Annotated in this window: 23 protein-coding genes, 1 tRNA gene and 1 pseudogene; 8 read left to right on the plus strand and 17 right to left on the minus strand. The window is 71.4% G+C overall.

Annotated elements, in window-relative coordinates; translation table 11 throughout:
- Positions 1–8: 8 nt before the first annotated feature.
- Complete coding sequence (locus DEJ06_RS13780) at positions 9–1016, minus strand: SGNH/GDSL hydrolase family protein (RefSeq protein ID WP_111039681.1); 1008 nt, start codon at positions 1014–1016, stop codon at positions 9–11.
- Positions 1017–1159: 143 nt separating this feature from the next.
- Here DEJ06_RS13780 and DEJ06_RS13785 point away from each other — a divergent pair.
- From DEJ06_RS13785 to DEJ06_RS13795, 4 genes are all read left to right on the plus strand, one after another.
- Positions 1160–1249, plus strand: a tRNA-Ser gene (locus tag DEJ06_RS13785).
- Positions 1250–1819: 570 nt separating this feature from the next.
- On the plus strand, positions 1820–2290 hold the full coding sequence (locus DEJ06_RS13790) for a hypothetical protein (RefSeq protein WP_111039682.1): 471 nt from the start codon (positions 1820–1822) through the stop codon (positions 2288–2290).
- 13 nt (positions 2291–2303) lie between these two features.
- Positions 2304–2480 carry a hypothetical protein gene (locus DEJ06_RS18360; protein ID WP_181436818.1) on the plus strand — a complete coding sequence of 59 codons (177 nt, stop codon included), beginning with the start codon at positions 2304–2306 and terminating at the stop codon, positions 2478–2480.
- Positions 2481–2640: 160 nt separating this feature from the next.
- Positions 2641–3153 carry an ATP-binding protein gene (locus tag DEJ06_RS13795; protein WP_111039683.1) on the plus strand — a complete coding sequence of 171 codons (513 nt, stop codon included), beginning with the start codon at positions 2641–2643 and terminating at the stop codon, positions 3151–3153.
- Between the two features lie 40 nt (positions 3154–3193).
- Here DEJ06_RS13795 and DEJ06_RS13800 read toward each other — a convergent pair whose 3' ends face one another.
- The gene (locus DEJ06_RS13800) at positions 3194–3496 is read right to left on the minus strand and encodes a hypothetical protein (RefSeq protein WP_111039684.1); all 303 of its coding nucleotides are present in this window, start codon (positions 3494–3496) and stop codon (positions 3194–3196) included.
- A gap of 221 nt (positions 3497–3717) precedes the next feature.
- On the opposite strand from DEJ06_RS13800, the gene DEJ06_RS13805 reads away from it, so the two are divergent.
- Together DEJ06_RS13805 and DEJ06_RS13810 are read left to right on the plus strand one after the other, a co-directional pair.
- Positions 3718–5415 carry a phosphatase PAP2 family protein gene (locus DEJ06_RS13805; protein WP_111039685.1) on the plus strand — a complete coding sequence of 566 codons (1698 nt, stop codon included), beginning with the start codon at positions 3718–3720 and terminating at the stop codon, positions 5413–5415.
- A gap of 40 nt (positions 5416–5455) precedes the next feature.
- Positions 5456–5737, plus strand: a pseudogene (locus DEJ06_RS13810) (EamA family transporter); the annotation flags it as partial.
- Here the strand turns inward: DEJ06_RS13810 and DEJ06_RS13815 are convergent.
- From DEJ06_RS13815 to ppk2, 14 genes are all read right to left on the minus strand, one after another.
- Positions 5697–6299: a hypothetical protein gene (locus DEJ06_RS13815; RefSeq protein ID WP_111039686.1), complete on the minus strand. Its 603-nt coding sequence runs from the start codon at positions 6297–6299 to the stop codon at positions 5697–5699. The pseudogene DEJ06_RS13810 and the gene DEJ06_RS13815 sit on opposite strands and share 41 nt — an antisense overlap.
- Before the next feature lie 66 nt (positions 6300–6365).
- Positions 6366–7079, minus strand: coding sequence for an NADPH-dependent F420 reductase (locus DEJ06_RS13820; RefSeq protein WP_111039687.1), 714 nt, complete (start codon positions 7077–7079; stop codon positions 6366–6368).
- Between the two features lie 26 nt (positions 7080–7105).
- Positions 7106–7699: a TetR/AcrR family transcriptional regulator gene (locus tag DEJ06_RS13825; protein ID WP_111039688.1), complete on the minus strand. Its 594-nt coding sequence runs from the start codon at positions 7697–7699 to the stop codon at positions 7106–7108.
- A 104-nt stretch (positions 7700–7803) separates the two neighbouring features.
- Complete coding sequence (locus tag DEJ06_RS13830; RefSeq protein WP_111039689.1) at positions 7804–8145, minus strand: hypothetical protein; 342 nt, start codon at positions 8143–8145, stop codon at positions 7804–7806.
- Between the two features lie 49 nt (positions 8146–8194).
- Entirely contained in the window at positions 8195–8725 is a 531-nt protein-coding gene (locus tag DEJ06_RS13835; protein ID WP_111039690.1) for a DUF6611 family protein, read from the minus strand.
- Positions 8722–9324, minus strand: a complete 603-nt coding sequence (locus DEJ06_RS13840) for a hypothetical protein (protein WP_146245871.1) — start codon at positions 9322–9324, stop codon at positions 8722–8724. The genes DEJ06_RS13835 and DEJ06_RS13840 overlap by 4 nt, the downstream gene beginning before the upstream one ends.
- Positions 9325–9409: 85 nt before the next feature.
- Positions 9410–10003: a biotin transporter BioY gene (locus DEJ06_RS13845; RefSeq protein ID WP_071245214.1), complete on the minus strand. Its 594-nt coding sequence runs from the start codon at positions 10001–10003 to the stop codon at positions 9410–9412.
- A gap of 30 nt (positions 10004–10033) precedes the next feature.
- Complete coding sequence (locus DEJ06_RS13850) at positions 10034–10726, minus strand: TetR/AcrR family transcriptional regulator (RefSeq protein ID WP_111028703.1); 693 nt, start codon at positions 10724–10726, stop codon at positions 10034–10036.
- Between the two features lie 26 nt (positions 10727–10752).
- Positions 10753–12504: an allophanate hydrolase gene (atzF, locus tag DEJ06_RS13855; RefSeq protein WP_258372472.1), complete on the minus strand. Its 1752-nt coding sequence runs from the start codon at positions 12502–12504 to the stop codon at positions 10753–10755.
- Positions 12501–16202: an urea carboxylase gene (gene uca / locus DEJ06_RS13860; protein ID WP_375537725.1), complete on the minus strand. Its 3702-nt coding sequence runs from the start codon at positions 16200–16202 to the stop codon at positions 12501–12503. The genes atzF and uca overlap by 4 nt, the downstream gene beginning before the upstream one ends.
- On the minus strand, positions 16199–16903 hold the full coding sequence (locus DEJ06_RS13865) for an urea amidolyase associated protein UAAP2 (RefSeq protein ID WP_111039692.1): 705 nt from the start codon (positions 16901–16903) through the stop codon (positions 16199–16201). Before DEJ06_RS13865 ends, uca begins: the two co-directional genes overlap by 4 nt.
- Positions 16903–17742, minus strand: coding sequence for an urea amidolyase associated protein UAAP1 (locus tag DEJ06_RS13870; protein WP_111032603.1), 840 nt, complete (start codon positions 17740–17742; stop codon positions 16903–16905). The genes DEJ06_RS13865 and DEJ06_RS13870 overlap by 1 nt, the downstream gene beginning before the upstream one ends.
- Positions 17743–17757: 15 nt before the next feature.
- On the minus strand, positions 17758–19386 hold the full coding sequence (locus DEJ06_RS13875) for an APC family permease (protein WP_110863544.1): 1629 nt from the start codon (positions 19384–19386) through the stop codon (positions 17758–17760).
- 185 nt (positions 19387–19571) lie between these two features.
- Complete coding sequence (gene ppk2 / locus DEJ06_RS13880) at positions 19572–20480, minus strand: polyphosphate kinase 2 (protein ID WP_027467245.1); 909 nt, start codon at positions 20478–20480, stop codon at positions 19572–19574.
- A 177-nt stretch (positions 20481–20657) separates the two neighbouring features.
- On the opposite strand from ppk2, the gene DEJ06_RS13885 reads away from it, so the two are divergent.
- Positions 20658–21017: a UBP-type zinc finger domain-containing protein gene (locus DEJ06_RS13885; RefSeq protein WP_071404761.1), complete on the plus strand. Its 360-nt coding sequence runs from the start codon at positions 20658–20660 to the stop codon at positions 21015–21017.
- Positions 21018–21035: 18 nt separating this feature from the next.
- On the opposite strand, the gene msrA is transcribed toward DEJ06_RS13885, so the two are convergent.
- On the minus strand, positions 21036–21557 hold the full coding sequence (gene msrA, locus DEJ06_RS13890; protein WP_071245202.1) for a peptide-methionine (S)-S-oxide reductase MsrA: 522 nt from the start codon (positions 21555–21557) through the stop codon (positions 21036–21038).
- A 181-nt stretch (positions 21558–21738) separates the two neighbouring features.
- Between msrA and DEJ06_RS13895 the strand changes: the two genes are divergently transcribed.
- Positions 21739–22113, plus strand: coding sequence for a hypothetical protein (locus tag DEJ06_RS13895; RefSeq protein ID WP_111039693.1), 375 nt, complete (start codon positions 21739–21741; stop codon positions 22111–22113).
- The last annotated feature ends 188 nt before the right edge of the window (positions 22114–22301 follow it).

The following is a 22301-nucleotide window of genomic DNA, read 5'->3' on the forward strand; positions in this document are numbered from 1 at the left end:
CGTCGAGGCTAGGCCGTACGGCCGACATCACCGGCGCGGTCGTCCGGCTCGTCTGATCCGCTTGGTTCGTCCGACTGGTCTCGTTCATCGGGCACCGCGATCGACCCGGTCATCCGGTGGCGCAGGCGCTCGACCGGCCCCGGGCCCTGGCGCGAGGCGTGGTCGAGTGCCTCGGCACCGTCGGTGTCCTGCTCGGCGCGGGCGTTCGCGACCGCCCCGGCTTCGCGACCGAGGTTCTCGGCCTCGCGCACGGACAGGTAGTGCCGGATCGCCGCCACCGTGTCGACCCGCGCGTCGACCGCCGGCTCGAAGGCGCTCGCCCAGACCTCGTAGCCGCGGTCGTTCGGGTGGAACAGGTCGCCGTAGCTGTTGAAGAAGGTGCGGCGGACACCGACGCGCTTCGTGATGGTGTGCAGCGGCGCCACCGTCAGCCCGAACTCGTCGGCCACCCGGTGCACGATCTCGTTTGCCACCGCCACCTTGCGCTCCCGGTCCGGCACGAACATGCACGGCAACTCGGCCACCACGGCGTGCGAGGGGACCGCGCCGTAGATCGCGCGGATGTTCCGCTCGAACTTGTCCGGATCGAAGTCGGCGATGTCGTTCGCCCCGATCGACACCGTGCAGACGTCGGGCGCGTAGTGCCGGAGCTTCGGCAGCTGGTCACGCTTCGCGCCCCACGTGGTCGAGCCGGAGACGCTGAGGTTCACCACCCGCACCGACATGTGGGAACGGTGCCGGATGCGCCGTGCGAGCAGCCCCACGTAGCCACGGCCGGGTGCCGTCGCACCGACGCCCTGCGCTGCCGAGTCACCGATCGCCACGTAGAGCAGCTGCCCCTCGTGCTGCTGTCGTTCCCGCCACCAGTCGGCGTGGATCGGGAGCATGTCGACGACCCGTTGCGCCGCTGCCCGTTGGCCCTTCACGCCGGCGCGGGCACCGACGGCTGCGGCACCGACGACGCCGAGGCTGCCGACGACGGAGGTGAGGAGTGCGATGAGCGTGCGGGATCTCATGCCGTGGACGGTACGCCCGCCGGTCTTGCCGGAGACGAGGGGGACCTGTGGGTGTGGGGAGAGCCCTGCAGGTGACCGCTTGTGGAGGGCGACCCGGCCCGGGGTGTCATCACGGGCCTCCCGGATCGTGTAAACTCTTTCCCGGTACCGTGTCCGAGCGGCCGAAGGATCATGTCTCGAAAACATGTGTGGGGGCAACTCCACCGTGGGTTCAAATCCCACCGGTACCGCCAACGCAAAGAGCCCCAGATGCCCGTGACTACCGGCATCTGGGGCTCTTTCGCTCTGTCCCGGGAAGGTGTGAGCAACCGCAACTTCCGGGCCGTTACTCGGTGGCCGTCGTCTTCCTCGACGAAGGTGACACCCGACTCGGTTGCGGTCGTGGGCTCCGGAACTTGCGATAGGTGGCACTATCCGTTGGTTTGAGTCCCACCCTTTGAAGTGACCTGATGCTGCGTCTGTCTGCGGATATCGACGACGTCGATCGCTCCGGCGGTGGTCGGTCGAGTGCCCGCGGCTCCTAGGCTCGACGCATGGGGATGCACAGGGACCAACGACTCGCCGTGATCATCGGGAGCGCCACGGCGGTGCTCGTCGGTGGCGGGCTGGTCATCGCAGTGGCTCTCGGCCTGATCGGCTCGTAGCCTGAGCAGCGAGCACGAGGAGGGGCGATGGCGCAGACGGCAGAACCGCCGGCGGCCGCGGATGGTCATCCGCAGCTCGGCTCGAGGCACAAGAACGGCGATCGTCGCTTCGGTGTCGCGGGGCTCATGGCAGGTGTGTACGCCGGCCGAGGAACGCCGATGCTGTCGAGCCTGTACCACTCGACGGTCACCGAGCACATCGGATCAGTCCGCGTCGGCGACGAGCTCCACGTCGAGTGGCGAGGGACCCACTGGTGGGCGTCGTCGGACGAAGGCACCGTCGGCCGGCTCTCCTGGTCGAAGGGGCTTCGCGAGCAGACAGCGTATGCACCGGACGGGCCCAGCCCCTACGACTTCGACGACGGGACGCTGTACGTGCAGCACGTCACGGTGAACGCCGCCGGCGAGGTCGTCGACTGCGGCGGGTACGTCGTTCCGGACAACTACGAGCCGTCGGACTGGCCGATGACGCCGATGCCGGACCCTGCGGAGCGCGAGCTGACCATCACGATCGGCGCGCCGGCGCCCATGACTCGGCCCGTGCCGGCGGCGGGGGAGTCACCACCCCAGGCGAGTAGCGAGACCACTACGCGCTCCGGCTGGCTTCGGCGGCTGCTCGGGCGTGACTGAGAGAGAGCAACCGATGACGACGTACACACCGCGCGAGCTGGCAGCCGAGCTCGGCTACACGAACGAGTCTCGTCCGGGGCGGGCCGTGCGGGCCTACCTGCGGGAGCGTTACCCGGAGCACACCGGAATCTGGGTACTCGACGAGGCGCAGGCCGACGACGTGCGCGCGAACGTGCCCCGCGCGTCGTGACCTGCGTCAGCCGCTGCGACGGTGCAGATCTCGCCCGTCCGAGGGCTTCACGGCGCGGCATTCGGACACGTCATCGGAAGTCGACGAAGGTATCCACCTCGCTGGTGCTGCGCGTCCAGGGCCGATAGACAAGGAGCTACGGCGAACGAAGGAGTTGCCGATGCTGGTTCAGGTTTGTGGTCTTCCCGGTGCAGGGAAGTCGACGCTGTCTGCTGCGATCGCGGAGCTGACACCTTCACTGACGCTTCGCGTTGATGCGATCGAGGGTGCGATGTGGAAGTACCAGATTCCGCCCGAGCAGTCCGGGATCGCCGCCTACTCGGTCATGCATGCCATCGCGGTACCGAATCTGCGGCGAGGACAGGTGGTCATCGCCGACGCGGTGAGTGGTGTGGAACCCGCTCGCGCTGGTTGGGCGTCGACAGCGGAAGCCGCTGGGGTTCCGCTGCGCGTGATCGAGGTCGTGTGTGCGGACGTCAACGAGCACCGTCGCCGGGTGGAGCAGCGTGCGAATGACCTGCCTGGGTTCACCTTGCCGACGTGGGACGAGGTGCAGCGCGCCGCCGACGAGTACGAGCCCCGCACGGACGACCGACTCGTCATCGACAGCACCCGCCCGCTTGAAGAGACGGTGCGCCAGGCCCTCGACTACCTCGACCTCCACGCCCGGTAACGGACAGTTCAACGGTCCGGCAGGAGTGACGGGTGCGCGGCTACTTCCTCTCGTACCTGCTCCAGGAGCGCGCGAGCGCCGCCTGACCCGGTCGCGCTGTTGTGAACAGGAGCAGAGCAAACCCGACGAAGATGACGAGAATCGCCGCCAGACGGTCGAACCTGCCGGCCGAGTGGGCCATCAACACGAAGCCGATGATGATGACCAGCAGCCCCAGCGTCATGAGTACAACGCGTCGAGGGGTCACGAGTGCGAACCCATCGTCGCCGTACCCGGAGGCGTCCGTGGTGAGCAACAGCAGCGAGTACGGCAGCGGTTCACGCAGGTGCCACTTCCGGTTCACGGGCCTGCGCCACGCTGCTGCTCTGTGTCACCGAGTCGTGTGACCACGCCCCGAGTGGAGAGAACGCCATGCGCCGGTTCCAGATCGCTGTTCCCAGACGTCGGGCCCGCACGGTGCTGGGGGTCCTGGCGGTGGCGTGCGCCGTGTCCTTGATCGCTCCGGCGGGAGCGTCCGCGGCGACATCGGGGACCGCGCCGCGTCCAGGGGCCTACGGGTACTTCGTGGACACCTACAAGACGAACACCCCTGCCGCCACGACGCCGGAGACGAACGCCGCGACCGGGGTGCTGTCGCAGTTCGGCACCCTGTGGCGCCCGGGGTCGTCGTGGGACAACGGGGTCGCCACCAGCGCTGCAGCGCAGCGGATCCTGGACTCGAACATCGCGCAGGCAGCGCGGACCACGCAGACCCGCACGGATGCGCAGGGGCACGAGGCGTACCTGATCGACCGACGGAACCAGAGCTACTCGGCCATCGCGGGTTTCGGTGACCTGTCCGACGCGGTGCGGACCGCGACGAACGCCGGCACCACGATCCCCGACGAGATCCCGGCGGACGCCACGACGAAGCAGTACGTCGACCAGGGCAACGCGAAGGGAGCGTGGGCGGACACCGATTCGGAACTCGGCGACGTCGTCCAGCTGGTGAACACGCTGCGGGGCGACTACTCCTCTGCCAGCAACGCGAAGAAGTACTACCAGTACGCGCGGCCGTACCGGCAGAGCCAGGACGTCAAGGTGCTGCCGCAGCTCGTCCCCGAGAAGTCCCCGACGCCCGCCACCGACGGCGGGTTCCCCAGTGGACACACCAACGCCGGCTACCTGGCCTCCCTGGCGTTCGCGTACGCGTACCCGGAGAAGTACACCGAGCTCCTCGCTAACGGCTCGGAGATCGGCAACAGTCGGATCGTCGCGGGGATGCACTCACCGCTCGACGTCATGGGCGGGCGGGTCCTGGCGACTGCGCTGGCAGCGGCCATCCTGGACGACCCGGCCAACACGCAGCTCGAGCAGCAGGCGCACCAGCAGGCGGAGAAGGTGCTCGCCGCCGCCAGCCCCAGCGCGGTCGATCGGTATGCGGACTACGCAGCGGACAAGAAGGACTACCGCGGGCGCCTGACGTACGGGTTCACGCGGACCGGCACGAAGACGATCCCGGCCACGGTGCCGAAGGGTGCCGAGGCGCTCCTGCGGACCCGCCTGCCGTACCTCAGCGACGCCCAGATCCGAGAGGTGCTCCGGACGACCGCGCTGCCGTCGGGCTACCCCCTGCTGGACGACGCGGAAGGGTGGGGGCGCCTCGACCTCTTCTCGGCAGCGTCCGGCTACGGAGCGTTCGACAGCGCGGTGACGGTCTCGATGGACGCCGCCGAGAAGGGACTCGACGCCGCCGACACCTGGCGCAACGACATCGGCGGGAACGGGTCACTGACCAAGCGGGGGACCGGCACCCTCACCCTCGCCGGCTCGAACCGCTACACCGGCGGCACCGTCGTCCGCGGTGGGACGTTGATCGCGGACTCCGCTGCTGCCCTGGGCAAGGGGTCGGTGACCACTGTCTCCGGCACGCTCGCCGAGGCCAGCACGAGGGTGATCCGAATCGGCGGCAACCTGACGCAGCGCTCGCACGCCGCCCTGTCGCTGAGTGTCTCCGGACCCCGTCCGGCCCTGCGCGTCGAGGGCACGGCGTCGTTCGGCGGAACGCTGCGGGTGCACGTCGCCAAGGGCACGGCCGTGGCGAACGACCTGGTCCTGATCACGGCGGACCGGATCGCGAAGGGCTCGAGTTTCAGCCGGGTCCGCGTCGCCGGCCTGCCCGCCGGGTACAAGCCCGTGTTGCAGCGCCACGGCAACGAACTGCACCTCGTCAACGCCAACGCGACGAAGCACGGACACGGCCGGGGCCACGGCGCCGCCTGAAGCGGAGCGCGTCAGGTCGGCTGCGAGTGCGTACGCCTGGCTCACGCTGGTCGGTGGTGCCCTGGCCTACAGCGTCTGGTTCCGAGGCGCACGGGCGCTGCCGTCGGCGCGGATCGCGCTGTTGGGCGTCCTCAGTCCGTTGACCGCTGCGGTGCTCGGGTGGGTCGTCCTCGGCCAGGCGCTGTCGCCGCTGCAGATCGTCGGCTTCATCGTTGCGCTCCTCGGTTCCCTGGGTGGGCAGCTCGGACGAGCGGTGTCTCGGGGGCCTTCCTCCGAGCCGCTCAGCCGTAGATCGAGTCCGGGATCTCCGGGCAGGCGGTGACGAGCTCGTAGTACTGGGACTGCGGCAGATCGACCGACCGGTACGGCGACCACGCCCCGTCGCTGTCGACGAACTCATGCTCGCTCGGGCCACGCTCCACCGAGATGCCGTGGTCCTGCAAGCACTTCGTGAGCTCGCCCGTGGAGTAGCGGTAGAGCCACTCCAACTGGGACTCGTTGAAAGCGGTCTGGTACTTCGCGGCCATGGGGTACTCGACCCCGCACGTGTACTCAGCGACCGCGAACGGCTCGGACTGTTCCGCCGGCACCTGTCCGGAGACGAGGCTCGCGTCGGGCATCGCCTTCGCCTGCGGGAACCCCGCGGCGCTCATGCAGCGTTCCTGCGTCGGGGCCCAGTCGGCGTGCGAGACGGTCCGGACGCGGTCGACCACCGGCCGCTCGAGCCCCGGATGGCGTGACGCGACCAGCTGCCACGCCTGGTCGGCATTCGCGTCGAGGATGGTCTCCGCCCGCGCTGCGCTCAGCGCATCGGGCTCCGGCCCGGAGGCACCCCCAGGGGCGGCACATGCGGACAACCCGGTGAGCAGTGCGATGCAGACCACGCCCGCCGCTGCAGTGAGGAGCTGATGGTCTCGTCGTCGCAAGGGTCCCCCAAAGAGTTGCGATCGTCAGAACTGCCGGTTCGCCACATCCGCCCGGTGCGACACCGCCAGTACGTCCCGCAGCCGCTCCGCGGGCAACGGTGCTCCCTGATCCGCCAGGTAGTCCGCCGCGAATCCCTCGGCACTCGCCGCGTAGATCCCCGTGTACGCCCCGGACTCCGGCTCGAAGCGCCACGAGTCGGCCAGGGTGCCGGCGTCCACGGTGTCGAACCCGAGCAGCTGCACGAGCTCGGCGACCACGGCCTTGGCCTGCTCGTCGTCGCCCGCGATCGGCAGTGCGGTGCGGGGCGTGGAGCCGGCGAGGTTCGGGATGTGGTGCGCGACGATGTTGTTGAACGCCTTGACGATCCGCGTGCCGGGCAGGAGCGTCTGCTCGTACTCCGCCGTGGTCGTCGCGAGGGTGTCGAGCTGCTCGATCCGGCCGTCGCGACCGGGGTAGTAGTTGCCCGTCGACAGCACTGTCCGCCCGGCGAAGGCGTCGAGTTCGGGGGCGAGCGCCGGGTAGGCGGTGAGCGGGATCGCGAGGACAGGCACGTCGCCGAACTCGACGGCCTGGCGCACGGTGCCGGCCTGGGCGCGCGGGCCGAGCTCGGCGACGAGATCCTGCAGCGACTCGGGGCCGCGCGAGTTCGCGATGAGGACGTCGAGGTCGGCGGCGACGGCCAGGCGTGCGATCGCGGTGCCGATGGCGCCGCTGCCGATGATGCCGATGCGGTTCATGGTGTGCCCTTTCAAGGAGGTGGACGTCAAGGGAGGATCGGGGCTTCCCAGCCGCGCCGCGACAGGGCGGAGAGTGCGGCGGAGGACGAGTCGTCGGCCATCGCGGCACCCCGGACCCAGCTGGTCGCCAGGGCGGCGAGGAACAGGTCCCGCGCGCGGACGTCGGTACGCGCACGACCGGAACGCTGGGCGGCGCGGAGGAACTCGTCCGTGGTGGTGATGAACCCCTGGCACGTCAGGGCGAGCGGCGACGAGTCGGACGACGCGGCGGCACGGAGCGGTTCGGGCAGTCCGTCGAACGTGCCGGCCCACTCAGTGACCGCGTCGAGCCAGCCGTGCAGGGCGTCGCCAGTGTCCACGGAGCCGTCGCGCAGTGCTTCGCGACGGGCCACCAGGTGCTCGTCGCGCGCGGCGAGGAGCTCGGCGAGCAGGGCCTCGCGCGTGGGGAAGTGCCGGTACAGGGTGCCGGCGCCGACGCCGGCCTGCTTGGCGATCGCGTCGAGCGAGCCGGTCACGCCGTGCTCGGCGAACGCGCGCTCCGCGACCCGCAGGATGTGGTCCCGGTTCCGCAGCGCGTCAGCACGCGGCGCGCGCCCGGCGGGAGCGGTCTGCTCGGGCATGGCGGGCCTCCAGGCTGTGGTGTCGAGTACCGGAGAGGCTCTCCGGAATCACCACAGTACAGGAGGCTCTCTCCGTTTCGTCGCGGAAGCGCGACGCCCGGGCGTCAGGACTCCTCGGCAGCCTCCGCCGCGTCCGCCAGGTCCGACCGCGTGTTCGCGTGGATCGGCTCGCTGTGCCCGAAGGTCTTCGCGGCGGCGCGCAGCCGTCCGGCGAACTCCCCGTTGTCCATCTCGAGTTCGTCCTCCTCCGCGTCCTCGATGACGATCTCGCTCGAGGGTCCGATGAGGATCTTCGTGGTGGTCATCGTCCCGTCGTCGGCGACGGCGGGCACGTCGACGGTGTCCGCTCGGTCCCCGCCTGCGAGGGCTGCGGCGTACTCAATCACGGCGTCGGCGACGTCGTCACCGACCAGGATCGTGGTGGCGTCGTAGTGGATGTGCTTCATCGCGTACTCCTTCCCGGACCCATACAAACGCGCGGCGCGGGAACCGGCTTCAGGATGACCGCTGCACGCGGTGGTCCGGGTCCGGGGGCTCCAGGGCGTTCCACACGTCCGCCCAGATCAGCTCGAAGTCCACGGGGCGGATGCGGTCGGCCCGGAGCGCCTGCTCCAGGATCGACAGCGCGTCCAGGGAGCCGGTGAGCAGACGCTCGTCGCCGTGGACCTCGCGGCGGCCATCGCCCAGGAACGTCGTCACGGTGACGGACCGCACCCGTGGTCGCAGCGAGCGGGTGGCGCGGGCGAGGACCGCGAAGCCGCCGCCGTAGAGGAGCAGCGCGGTGGTCGTGCCGACGGCGGGGACCGAGACGGCGAGCACCAGGGTGGCGAGGGCGACGACCGCCCCGACGGTCGGCCAGACGTGCCAGGCACGCAGCAGCAGGCGCTCGCCGGTGGTCGTGCCGGGCGGGAACACGACGAGGGTCCGCGAGCTCCACAGCGTCCGCCCGACGGGGCGGATCGTGTACCGGCCCCACAGGTGGGTGCCGTCGAGCAGCCGGGTGCGGACCGGCAGCGCGACGGTCATCGATCCGCCGGCGCGAGTTCGGTGCGCACCGGCGCGAGTTCCGCCCGGACCGGCTCGAGTTCCGCCCGGACCGGCGCGAGTTCCGCCCGGACCGGCTCGACGACGTCGCGGTGCCGGACGGTCGCCAGGCACGGGAAGCAGACCAGGTCGCCTTCGCGGACGTCGGCGGGCAACGGAGCCGGGAGGCGGTGGAACGGACCGTCGGCCTGACCGTCACAGCGGGTGACGACGTACATCGGGGAGAGGGGAGCGGTGCTCCGGCGTCCGATCAGGCGCACCTGGTCGAGCACGGCGCAGGCCGGCAGGACCGCGTCCAGTTCCAGGAGCACCACTCCGGTGCGCGGTCGCCGCACGCGGGTGACCGACGCGACGGCGACGCTCACGTCGCGGGGTGCCCACCCGCGCGGGCGGTACCGGGCCGGGGACTGCTCGGCGGTGTGCACGGTCGGGGTGCCGGTGAGGTCGGCGAGCCGGACCATCGAGATCGCCGAGACCAGCAGGTCGTCGGTGGTCGCGACGGTGTGGGCCGGCCAGAGGAACGGGTCCATCGGATCGGGGAGCGACGCACGGAGCGTCGGCATGATCGCAGTCAGTGTCACGACCACACGCTCTCGCGGGCTCGAGCAGCGCGGAAGGCCTCCTGACGGAACCCCTACGGCCGGAGGCGGAGTCCTGACGGAGCGCTCACCGGCGGGTGGCCGAGCGGAGTGCCGCGGTCCACCCGAGGGAGATCACGCCGGCGCCGATCAGGGTCTTCACCACGCCACCGAGGACGAACGGGTACAGCCCGTACTGCAGGGTCTGCTGCAGGTCGAGGCCGAGTGCCACCGCGAGCCAGGCCATCCCGGCGACGAAGGTGACGACGGTGCCGAGGGCGAAGGACAGCAGCGCGTTCCGCAGCGGGCGGTCGCCGAAGCGCTCGGCGACCCAGCCGACCAGGGCCGCGGCGGCGACGAAGCCGACGATGTACCCGCCGGAGGGGCCGACGAGCACGCCGACCCCGGCCGAACCGTCCGCGAAGACCGGCAGCCCGACGACGCCGAGCAGTGCGTAGACGAGCATCGACAGGGCACCGCGACGGGCACCGAGGGCACTGCCGACGAGCAGCACGGCCAGGGTCTGCCCGGTGATCGGGACGGGCCAGATCGGCACCGACACCTGCGCGGCACCGGCGGTCAGCAGTGCGCCGCCGAGGACCAGGGCGGTGCTGACGACGGCGGTGCGGGGGAGCAGTGCGTCGGCGAGCGGACGGTGTGCGGCGGGGGTGATCGTGGTCATGGTGACTCCTTGCAGAGCGGAGAGGGAGGGTCAGACCGCGACGGCGGCCAGCAGCGACTCGGCGTCGCGCCGGGCCTCGGCCACGGCGGCGGTGTCGAGCCCGCAGGCGCGCAGGCAGGTCGCGACGAGGGCGTCGCGGTCGGCGTCCTGCACGGGGCCGGACCGGCGGAGCTGGATGACGGTCTCGGTGATCTGGATGAGCACCGCACCGAGGCGCGACGGCGAGACACCGGCGGCGACCTCCGGGCTGGCAGCGCGCGAGCCGAGGCGCCCGTAGGCCTCCTGCAGTTCGACGCGCTCGGCCCGGAACCCGTCGTAGCGCTCGCCCTGCACCTCGGGCAGCAGGTACAGCGTGCCGATGTTGTGCGGCGTGCGGGCGAGGGTGTCCACGTCGGCGACGACCAGCGCGGCGAGGGCACCGGCTGCCGAGGCGGACTCCGGCACGAGCTGCTCGAGGCCGCGGACCAGCTCGAGGCTCGGGCGCACCGAGGTCGTGAGCAGCTCGACGAGCATGTCGTCCTTGCCGGCGAAGTGGTAGTACAGCGAGGCCTGCCGGATCCCGACCCGTTCGGCGATCGCCCGGGTCGAGGTCGCGCTGATGCCGTTCTCGACGAACAGCGCGGCGGCGGCGTCGAGGATCTGGTCGCGCGGGCTCAGCGCGGAGTCGGCGTTCGGCACGACCCGCGGTCGGCCGGGGCGCACGGGCCGGTCGTCGGGGGACATGCCCCCATCCTGACAGCCGGTGTCCGTCACGACTGCTCCCGGTACGCGCGCCAGCCGCCGTGGTGGGTGATGTCCTCGGCCCCCTCGACCGCGAACGGCTCGACCAGGAACCCGGTGACGTCGGTGCCGTCGTCGAGTGCCACGGTGCCGATCGCCATCGGTGCCGGCAGGGCCGCGACGAAGGTGCCGAAGCCGGCGGCGGGCAGGCGCCAGACCTCCCCGACGATGCCCGAGCCCGAGCCCGAGCCCGAGCCCGACCCCGGCGCAGCAGCGCCGGACGCGACCGGACCCACGCGGACCAGCCCGGGCTTGGGCGGCACCGTGTCGAGGGCGTACAGCCGGTAGTCGGACGCGGTGCGGGCCTCCCGGACGAACGATCCGCCGGACGCGACCAGCTGTCCGTTCAGCGGCTGACCGCGCAGGTGCGCCCCGACGACCAGCAGGTCGACGGTCGGGGCGGCGAACGCGGACGCCAACGCCGCCAGGCGCCGGTCGCTGAACGCCGGGCCGGTGAGCATGACGCCGAACGGCAGGCCGTCGACGAAGCCGGCGGGCACGGCGAGCGAGGCCATGTCGAGCAGGTTCGCGAAGTTCGTGTACCGACCCATCCGGCTGTTCGCGCCGATCGGGTCGGCCGCGACCTGCTCGAGCGTCGGGTGCCACGTCGTCGTCGGGGTGAGCAGTGCCGTGGTGCCCTCGAGTGCGGCGCGACCCGCTGCCCCGAACGCGTCGAGTCGTTCCTGGTCGGCGAAGAGCTCCGCGGCGGTCGGTCGTGCGCCACCGAGCACGATCGCGGCGACCGACGGGTCGAGGTCGGCACCGACCTCGTCGCGATGGGCCTCGATGTGGGCGCCGACGGCCGCGTACCGCTCCGCGACGAACGCGCCGTCGTAGAGCAGCGACGCGGCGTCGAGCAGGGGTGCGATGTCGACCTCGACCACCTGGTGTCCGAGCGCACGGAACCGGTCGACGGCCGCGGCGAACGCCTCGGCCCAACCGGGTGCGAGCCCGTCGAGCTGCGACGGCAGCGGCACCGCGATGCGCGGGACGGCGGGCAGGCCGGCGAGGGCGAGGTCGGACCGCGCGAGCGGGTCGACGCCGTCCGGACCGGCCATCAGCTCGGCCGCCGTGCGCGCCAGGTCGAGCGACCGGGCGAACACCGTGACGCAGTCCTGCGAGCGGCAGGCGGGGACGACCCCGGTGTTCGGCACGAGCCCCTTCGTCGGCTTCACCCCGACCAGGTTGCCGAGCGCGGCCGGCACCCGGCCGGACCCGGCGGTGTCGGTGCCGAGCGCGAAGTCGACGATGCCCAGGGCGACCGCCGTGGCGGAACCGCTCGACGAGCCGCCGGAGATCCGCGTCGGGTCCCAGGCGTTCCGGACCGCACCGAAGGGCGAGCGGGTGCCGACCAGGCCGGTTGCGAACTGGTCGAGGTTCGTCTTGCCGACGACGACGGCGCCGGCGGCGCGGAGCCGGGCGACGGCGGTGGCGTCGGCGGCGGGGTCGTGTGCGTAGGAGCGGGCGGCTGCGGTGGTGGGCAGGCCGGCGACGTCGATGTTGTCCTTCACGGCGAACAGCAGGCCGGCCAGGGGCAGCGTCGGGTCGACGACTTCGGCCTCGGCCAGCACGTCGGCACGGTCGCGCAGGGTGATCCAGACCTCGGGGCGGTCGACGGCGTCGATGCGGGCGAAGGCGTCGCGGACGCGGGCCGCCGCGGACGTGGTGGCGGTCGCGGTGGCGGCGGTCGGGCCGGCGCTCGCCGTGCCGATCCCGCTCACGCTGCCGCTCCGATCGCCGCGAGGACCTGGCCCGGCGCGACCTGGTCGCCCGGCTTGATGTACACCTCGAGCACGTGGCCCGGCACCGGTGCGTGCACCATCGACTCCATCTTCATCGCCTCCACGGCCAGCAGCTTCTGCCCCTCGTCCACACGGTCACCCGGGCGGACGTCCACCTGCCACACGGTCGAGGTGAAGGGGGCGTACACGGCGGTCGACCCCTCTGGCACGGTCACGGCGTCGGCCACCACGGCGGCCGGTTCGTCCCGGACGTCGAACTCGCCCGATGCCCGCCACCGCTCCTTCTCCTCGCCGAACGCCTGTGCCTGCTGCGCCCGGAAGTCCGCGATGGACCCGGCGTTGTCGGCCAGGAACCGGTTGTACGACGCGATCGAGAACTCGCCCTCGACGGTCTCGAACGAGCCCCGTCCGGCGTCCGTCTCGGCGCGCAGCTCGAGCAGCTCGTCGGCACCGACCGGGTACCACTCGATCCGGTCGAAGAACCGGAGCGCCCACGGGTTCTCCTGGAACAGCCCGCCCCGGCGGAACCGGTTCCAGATCTGCACGGTGCGACCGACGAACTGGTAGCCGCCCGGACCCTCCATGCCGTAGATGCACAGGTACGCGCCGCCGATCCCGACGGAGTTCTCGGCGGTCCAGGTGCGGGCCGGGTTGTACTTCGTCGTGACCAGGCGGTGCCGGGGGTCGAGCGGGGTCGCGACCGGGGCACCGAGGTACACGTCGCCCAGGCCGAGCACCAGGTAGCTCGCGTCGAACACGGTGCGGAAGACGTCGTCGACGCTCTCGAGCCCGTTGATGCGACGGATGAACTCGATGTTCCACGGGGTCCACGGGGCGTCGTTCCGGACGCCGTTCATGTACCGCTCGATCGCCAGGCGGGTGGCCGGGTCGTCCCACGACAGCGGCAGCTTCACGGTGCGCGACGGCACGACGAGCTGGTCGGTCGGCGGGATCTCGTCCTCGAGCTCGCGGAGCAGCCCCGCCACGTCGCGCGCCTTGAGCACGGACGCGTCGGTGTGCACCTGCAGCGAGCGGATGCCCGGCGTGATGTCGAGGATCCCCTTCGGCGTGTGCTCCTGCAGCTTCGTCATGAGCGCGTGCACGCGCATCCGCAGCGCGATGTCGAGGGTCATGTCGCCGTACTCGACGAGCACGTTGTCGTCGCCGTCGCGTCGGTACGCGACGCTCGGCCGCACGTCGGTCGCGTCCAGGCGGGCGATCACGCCGTCGTCGCCGTCGCCTCCGGTGCGCGGCACCGTCCTGGAGGCCCGGTGCGCGTCGAGCGCGGCGGCGTCGGCTTCGCGGACGGGGACGAACCGGACCGTGTCACCCGGTCGGAGCTGGCCCAGCTTCCACAGGTCGCCGCTGGCGACCACGGCGGGGCAGACGAAGCCGCCGAGCGACGGCCCGTCCGGTCCGAGGATGATCGGGGTGTCCCCGGTGAAGTCGATCGCACCGACCGCGTAGGGGGTGTCGTGGATGTTCGACGGGTGCAGACCGGCCTCGCCGCCGTCGGTCCGCGCCCACTCCGGCCGCGGCCCGATGAGCCGGATGCCGGTGCGTGCCGAGTTGTGGTGCACGGCGTAGTCGGTGGCGTAGAAGACGTCGAGGTCGGCGCGGGTGAAGAAGTCCGGTGCGGCGTGCGGCCCCTCGGTGACGGCGATCTCCCACGCGTCGGTCAGCGCGGTGCGGCGGTCGGCCGGGGTCGGACCGCCCACCAGGCCCAGACGGGTGCCGGACGGGAACGCCGGGTGCGGGGCGTCCGAGTCCGGGGATCCCGGGCGCAGGACGTCGCCGGCGAGCAGGGCCCGACCGGCGTGGCCGCCGAAGCCACCGAGCGTGAAGGTCGCGGTCGATCCGAGGTAGGTCGGCACGTCGAAGCCGCCGCGGACCGCCAGGTAGGTGCGGAGGCCCGGACCGGGAGCCGTGCCGATCGCCAGGGTCTGGCCGGCGCCGACCTCGACCGGCTCCCACAGCGCCACGGGTTCGCCGTCGAGGGTGACCGGTGCCGGCGCACCCGTGAGCGCGACCACCGCGGCGGCCGAGAACCGGAGCGTCGGGCCGGTGGCGGTGACCTCGAGCGCGGGGGCACCGTCCGGGTTGCCCACGGCCCGGTTCGCCTCGGCGAAGGACGCCGCGTCGAACGGGCCGCTCGGCGGGACGCCCACCTGCCAGTACCCGACCCGGCCGGGCAGGTCCTGGATCATCGTCATGGTGCCCGGGGCGACGACGTCGATGCGCGGGTCCGGGTCCTCGGTCGCGTCGAGCGTCGAGGTGGAGTGCGTGGCGGTGCGGAGCTCGAGGTCGTCGGTCAGCGCACGCAGCAGCCCGGCGTTCGTGACGATGCCGTCGATGCGGGTGGCCGCGAGCCCGTCGCGCAGCAGGTCGAGGGCGTCGTCGCGGGTCTCCCCGGTGGCGATCACCTTGGCGAGCATCGGGTCGTAGAACGCGGACACCTCGGAGCCGGTCTCGACCCAGCCGTCGACGCGGATGCCGGTGCGCTCGCCGGATGCCGTGGTCGCGCTCGGGAACACGGCCTGGGTGACGAGGCCGCTGGAGGGCAGCGAGCCCTTCGCCGGGTCCTCGGCGTAGACGCGGGCCTCGACGGCGTGGCCGTTCGGGGTCCAGGTGCGGTTGAACACGTCGGGGTCGATGCCGGCGGCACCGTCGCGGGCCAGGCGGAGCATGAGCTCGACGAGGTCGACGCCGAACACTTCCTCGGTGACCGGGTGCTCGACCTGCAGGCGGGTGTTCACCTCGAGGAACGACGCCTCTTCGCGTACGGGGTCGTAGACGAACTCGACGGTGCCGGCGCTGCGGTACCCGACGCTCTCGGCCAGGCGGCGGGCGGACGCGTGCAGCTCGGCGCGGACGTGCTCGGGGAGTGCCGGTGCCGGGGCCTCCTCGATGACCTTCTGGTTGCGGCGCTGCAGGGAGCAGTCGCGGTCGCCGATCACCGCGACACGGCCTTCGCCGTCGCCGAAGAGCTGGACCTCGACGTGCCGTGCCGGCCGCACGAGTCGTTCGAGGAAGATGCCGGCCGACCCGAAGTTCGCGGTCGCCAGGCGGACGACGCTCGTGTAGGCCTCGCGGACCTCGTCGAGGGTGGAGCACGCCTGCATGCCGATCCCGCCGCCACCCCCGGTGGCCTTGAGCATGACGGGCAGCCCGATGCGCTCGGCCTCGGCCACGGCGTCGTCGACGCTGGCGAGCAGTCCGGTGCCGGCGAGCATCGGGACCCCTGCTGCGGCGGCCAGCTCGCGGGCGGTGTGCTTCGCGCCGAACCGGACGATCTGGTCGGCGGTCGGCCCGACGAACCGGATGACGGCGTCTTCGCAGGCCTGGGCGAAGTCGGTGTTCTCGGACAGGAACCCGTAGCCGGGGTGCACGAGCCCGGCGCCGGTGTCCTTCGCAGCCTGCACCACCGCGTCGATGCGCAGGTACGAGTCGCGGGCGGGTGCGGGGCCGAGCCGGACGGCGGTGTCGGCCTCGCGCACGTGGGGTGCCGCGCGGTCGGCGTCCGAGTAGACGGCGACGGTGCGCATGCCGAGCGCCTTGGCGGACCGGATGATGCGACGGGCGATCTCACCGCGGTTCGCGACGAGGACGGTGTCGGGGCTGAGGGCAGGGGTCTGGTTCACGGTGGCGGTCCCGGTGGGGTCGGGCGCGGCGGTCACGGCTGGACCACGATCATGCGCAGCGGTGTGCAGGAGAAGTCGTTGCAGGGGTTGTTCATCTGCGGGCAGTTCGAGACGACGACGAGCACGTCCCGCTCGGCCCGGATCGCGACCCGCTTGCCGGGGGCGCTCATGCCGTCGACGATCCCGAGGGCGCCGTCGGCCTCGACCGGCACGTTCATGAACCAGTTGAGGTTCGACACGATGTCGCGGGCACCGAGTCCGTGGCGGCCGGCCTCGGCCAGGAAGTTCTCGCGGCAGCCGTGCTGGTACTGGGTGTGGTGCCCGTACCGCAGGGTGTTCGACTCCTTCGAGCACGCGCCGCCGATGGTGTCCTGCCGGTCGATCTCGTTCGCGACGACGGTCATCAGCGGGTGGCCCTCGTTCGACATCAGCACGGTGCCGGTCCGGACGTACGCGTTGCCCTGTGCGGCGAGGGTGTCCGGCACGCTGTACCGCTCGTCGGGGTCGTGGGCGTCGTAGAGCAGGCAGTCGGCGCTCTGGTTGCCGCCGACGTCGACGATGGTGAGCACCTCGCCTGCGCGGACCACGGCGGACCACGGCGCCAGCGGGGCGACCCGGTCGTCGCGGACCACGGCGCCCGGCACCAGGGACTCGCTCCAGTCGAGGGCGACGTCCGGGTCGTGGACGGCTCCGACCGGGACGGTGGAGGTGGGGGTGTGGGTCGTCGTGTCGGTCATCACAGGCCTCGGGCTTCCGCGTGGTCGATCGAGTTCAGGTAGGCGCGGGTGAGCTCCGGCGTCGCGGTGAACCGCTCGTCGGCCGCGGTCGTCGGGGCCCCGCGCCAGGCGTGCACCCGCAGTGGTCCGACCAGGTAGTCCGGGCGCGGGTCGATCGGGTGCGCGACGTTCGCGACCAGCACGAGCAGCGGCAGTTCGGCGACGAGCGTGACGTGGGTGCCCGCGCCGGCCGACCCGGTGAAGGTCATCGCCCCCTCGGCGTCGATCCGCACGCCCTGGAAGAACGAGATGCTCGGCGGCAGGTCCCGCTTGGTGAGCCCGTGCTTCGCGGCGGCCTTCGCGAACAGCGACCGACCGCTCGGGGTGCGCCCCTCGGGTGCGGCGTCGCCGTACTTCCGCTCGTTCCAGGCGTCGGTCGAGGTGCCGCAGAACGCGTCGTGGTGCCCCGAGGTGTCCTCGAGCACGGTCGCGAGTGCCCGGCCGTCCCCGCTCAGCAGGGGGGAACCCTGGCCCAGGTACGCCTGCCACGGGATCTTCTGGGTGTCGGCGACGTTGAGCCGCTCCCACGGTTCGAGCGCGTTGAACACCAGGACGTTGGCGCAGGCCTGACCCGTCGGGTCGTCGAACCGCAGCCGTGACCCGCGGGCCAGCACCTTGTGCGTGTACCCGCCCGGCGCCACCGTCTCAGCCCAGACGAGCTGAGCGGGGTCGACGCCCTCGGGGGCGAACGGTGACGACGACGCCGGCAGGTACGGCATGTACTCGGACTGCGAGCCGGCCTGGGCGCGTGCGTCGGACCGGGAGGCGAGCACGCTGTCGGTCTGGTGGAGGTCACGCATGGGGTTCCTTCCGGATCAGGCTTCGACGGAGGCGGCGGTCGGGCTCGCCGCAGTCGCGGCTGCGGGGACGGGCACCGCCGCGGTGGTGGGGACTTCGGCCAGGGTGATCGGCCCGTGCGTGCGGTGCCGCCAGCTCGACCACGCCCAGCCGACGAGCAGCACGCCGCCGATGAAGAGCAGGGCGCTGTACTGCAGCCACCACGAGGTGCCGGTCAGGTCGTAGATCTCCGGCCGGGGCCAGATGAGGTTGATCGCCATGCCGATCTGGAACGCCACGGCCAGGGCGTTCAGCGGGATGCCCCAGCGACCGAGGGTGAACAGCGGCTTGCCGTCCTCGTCGACCCCGGTCGGCAGCCCCGTGCGACGGAGCTTGATCCGCTGGACCAGCAGCGGCCCGGTGACGCCGAGGTAGGCCAGGTAGAGCATCGCGATGCACAGGCTCGACAGGGCGGTGAAGATCGCGGACTGCCCGATGTTGACGGCGAGGGCCAGCCCGGCGCCGACCCCGACGACGATCGACGCGGCGATCGGGGTGCCGGTGCGGGGCGAGACGCGGGCCAGGGTGCGGTGGAAGGGCAGCGCCTTCTCGCGGGCCATCGAGTAGACCATCCGGGCGCCGGCGGTCTGCACGGCGAGGGTGCAGGCGAAGACGGCGACGGCGACGGTGCAGAGCAGGAGGCGACCGAACACGTCGCCGAGGGTCGAGGTGATCACCCAGGCGAGGCCCTGCGTGGCGAGCTTGCCGTCGGTCAGGCTCGGGGCGGCGACGAGGGCACCGATGATGAGCAGCCCGCCGCCGAGGCCGGAGACCGTGAGCGCCCGGACGATCGTCTTCGGGGTGGTCCGACGCGGGTTGTGGGTCTCCTCCGCGAGCTCACCGGCCGAGTCGAAGCCGACCATCACGTACGCGGCCATCAGCGAGGACGCCAGGAACGCCCACACGTACGGCTCGGTGCTCGTCGACCCGGCGGTCGTGAACACCACGGACGCGCTGCGGTGCGGCAGCAGGAACAGGGCGCCGATGAGCACGACCACGCCGATGATCTCGATGAGCACGCCGAAGCTCGTCACGCGGGCCATCAGCCGGACGCTCGTGATGTTCACGATCGTCGTCACGGCGAGCATCACCAGCCCGAGGACCACCGCGTTCGCGGCACCGGTCGGCGACGCGACGGACGGGTCCGCGCCCGGACCGCCGACGACCTGGAACCCGTCCCAGATCGCGGGGAGCACGGCCTGCACGGCGATGGCCGCCACCGCGACGGTGAGGATCTGGCCGATGATCATCGTCCAGCCGGTGAACCACCCGAACCGGGCTCCGGCCAGGCGGCTCGACCACTGGAAGATCGCGCCCGAGATGGGCCAGCGGGCCGCGAGCTGCGCGAAGTTCAGCGCGACGAGCAGCTGGCCGCCGAAGACGAGCGGCCACGCCCAGAAGAACGCAGCACCGCCCAGCCCGAAGCCGAGTCCGAACAGCTGGAAGACCGTGGTGAGGATCGAGACGAAGGAGAAGCCCGCCGCGAAGGAGGAGAACGAGCCGACCCCGCGGTGGAGTTCCTGCTCGTAGCCGAGGCGGGCGAGCCCCTGGGTGTCGACGTCGGACGTGGCGCGCGGTGCGTGGAGCGGTGCTTGCGGAGAACGCATGACTGCAGACCTTTCGCGGAGTACCTGTCGGGTGACAGGTAGTGCGACAAGTGTCTTGCGGCCCTGTGTCGGCGCCGTTGCCCGTCTGTTTCGAGTGCGTGACGGCAGGCCCCGGCGTGTAAACGTTCCGAGTCGGCGGGCGGATCAGCGGCGGGGGATCACCGGTGGGGGATCACCCGTGGGGGTCACTCGACGTCCACGTCCCGCTTGCCGCGGCGGACGATGAGCGGGTCCGGCTTGCCGATGACGTCGGCGGCCTTGTCCGGGTAGTCGAACTGCGTCAGGAAGTACCGCATCGCGTTGAGGCGCGCGCGCTTCTTGTCGTTCGACCGCACGATCGTCCACGGTGCGTAGCGCTTGCTCGTCCGGGTGAACATCGCGGTCTTCGCCTCGGTGTAGTCCTCCCACCGGTCGAGCGACAGCAGGTCGATGTCGGACAGCTTCCACCGTCGCACCGGGTCGAGCTGGCGCATCGCGAACCGGGTCCGCTGCTCGCGCCGGGTCACCGAGAACCAGAACTTCGTCAGGTGGATGCCGGAGTCGACGAGCATCCGCTCGAACTGCGGCACCTGGGTCATGAACGACTCGTACTCGTCGTCGCTGCAGAATCCCATCACCCGTTCGACGCCGGCACGGTTGTACCAGGAGCGGTCGAACAGGACCATCTCGCCGGCGGCCGGCAGGTGCTGCACGTACCGCTGGAAGTACCACTCACCGCGCTCGCGCTCGGTCGGCTTGCTCAGCGCGACGACCCGCGAGGTCCGGGGGTTGAGGTGCTCCGTGAACCGCTTGATCGTGCCGCCCTTGCCCGCGGCGTCACGACCCTCGAAGAGCACCACGACCTTCTGGCCGGTGTCCTCGAGCCAGTACTGGCACTTCAGCAGCTCGATCTGCAGCAGGTACTTCTGGTACTCGTACTCGTCCCGCGGCAGGCGCTCGGAGTACGGGTAATCGTCCTGCCAGGTGAGCACCGGGTTGCCGTGCGGGTCGATCAGCTCCGGGTCGGCCGTCTGACCGTCCGCGACGCTGTACCCCTCGGTCCGCAGCTGTTCGATGTACTCCCGCAACGGCTGCGAGTACGGCGCTGTGTCCACGGTGTCCTCCCTCTGCGAGCCGATCGGCTGTCGGCCCCAGGGCCATCCTGGCCCGACCACCCGCACGACCGCCCCACGCCTCGCCCTGGACGCGACCCGATGACGGCCTGGAGGCGCGGTGCGGGCCCGCCCCGTGCCTCCCGACCGCATGTGGCCCTTCACAGGCATGATGGGGCCATGACGGACCAGGCCGAGATGATCCACCCCGAGATCGCACCGAGCGGAGACGGGTGCGTCGAGTGCGACGCGACCGGTTCGTGGTGGGTGCACCTGCGCCGCTGCGCGGCGTGCGGCCACGTCGGCTGCTGCGACGACTCCCTCAACACGCACGCGACGCGGCACTGGGAGGAGACCGGGCACGCGGTCATCCAGAGCTACGAGCCCGGCGAGACCTGGGCGTGGGACTACCGCGACGACACCCGCTCCGAGGGGCTCGAGCTCGCAGCCCCCACCAGCCACCCCGTGACGCAGGCAGTCCCCGGGCCGGCGGATCGCCTTCCCGGGGACTGGTTGGAACTGCTCGGCGGATCGCGCTGATCCGCAGCGGTCGTCAGGTCAGACGGCCGCGGTCGCCTCGTCGCGGTGCGGGAGCTTCCAGCCCGGACGCACGAAGTGGCAGGTGTAGCCGTGCGGGTTCTTCTCGAGGTAGTCCTGGTGCTCGTCCTCGGCCTCCCAGAACGGGCCGGCCGCGGTGACCTCGGTGACGACCTTGCCGGGCCAGATGCCCGAGGCGTCGACGTCCGCGATGGTGTCGAGCGCGACCTGCTTCTGCTCGTCCGAGGTGTAGAAGATGGCCGAACGGTAGCTGCGACCGATGTCGTTGCCCTGGCGGTCCTTCGTCGACGGGTCGTGGATCTGGAAGAAGAACTCCAGCAGGTCCCGGTACGAGATCTGGGACGGGTCGAAGACGATCTCGACCGACTCGGCGTGGTCGCCGTGGTTGCGGTACGTGGCGTTCGGCACGTCGCCGCCGGAGTAGCCGACGCGGGTGCTGACGATGCCGGGACGACGACGGAGGAGCTGCTGCGCTCCCCAGAAGCATCCGCCGGCGAGGATGGCGGTCTCGGTGGTGGTCATGGTGGCCTCCTGGGCTCTCGTGTCACTGGCTGCGACACCGTGTGGTGCAACCGGCAACAGGGACGATCTGTTCCCGTCGTCAGGTCCGCTGTGGGGCACGGACCCACCCGGGTGTGCGGTCGGTACGACTCGACCCTACGAGTCCGTGCTCCGTGTCACCCCTGCGCTACGGTCAGGCCACATGAAGGGGTCATCCATGCACGACGAGGTCCAACGCCGTCCACGTGGTTGGTGGCTGCTCGGACTCGCGTTCTGTTTCCTCGTGTTCCTCGAGGTGTTCGTGGCGATCGGCTCGCTGCCGGGGATGCTCGCCGCGCAGCTGCAGTACACCCCGTGTGGCTCCGACGAGACGATGCGGTGTTCGTACGCCGTCGGGGAGACCGCACAGATCCTCGTGCCGCTGGTCGCACTCGTCGTCGCGATCACGACCTGGGTCATCGGGGCGTCCGGTGCTCCCACGCTGCGGCGACGGGTGCTGACGCCGGCGATCGGCCTCGTGGTCATCGTCCTGGTCTTCGTGCTCGGCGTCGTCGCGATCGATCTGTCGATCCGATGACCGTCGTCAAGCGAACTCGCCGCCCTGCGCTCCGGAGGACCTGATGCCGTTCACTGCAGGTCGGTTACGAGACAGGGCCGACTGCGGGGTGGATGGCGTCGTCGACGGACACAGGAGCGCTGGTCTCGGTGCCCTATAGCCGATCGGCTATCGAAACGGGGCGGCCAGCACCTGGCGCTTCGCAGACG

It is taken from the genome of Curtobacterium sp. MCLR17_051 (assembly GCF_003234395.1).
Taxonomy (GTDB): domain Bacteria; phylum Actinomycetota; class Actinomycetes; order Actinomycetales; family Microbacteriaceae; genus Curtobacterium; species Curtobacterium flaccumfaciens.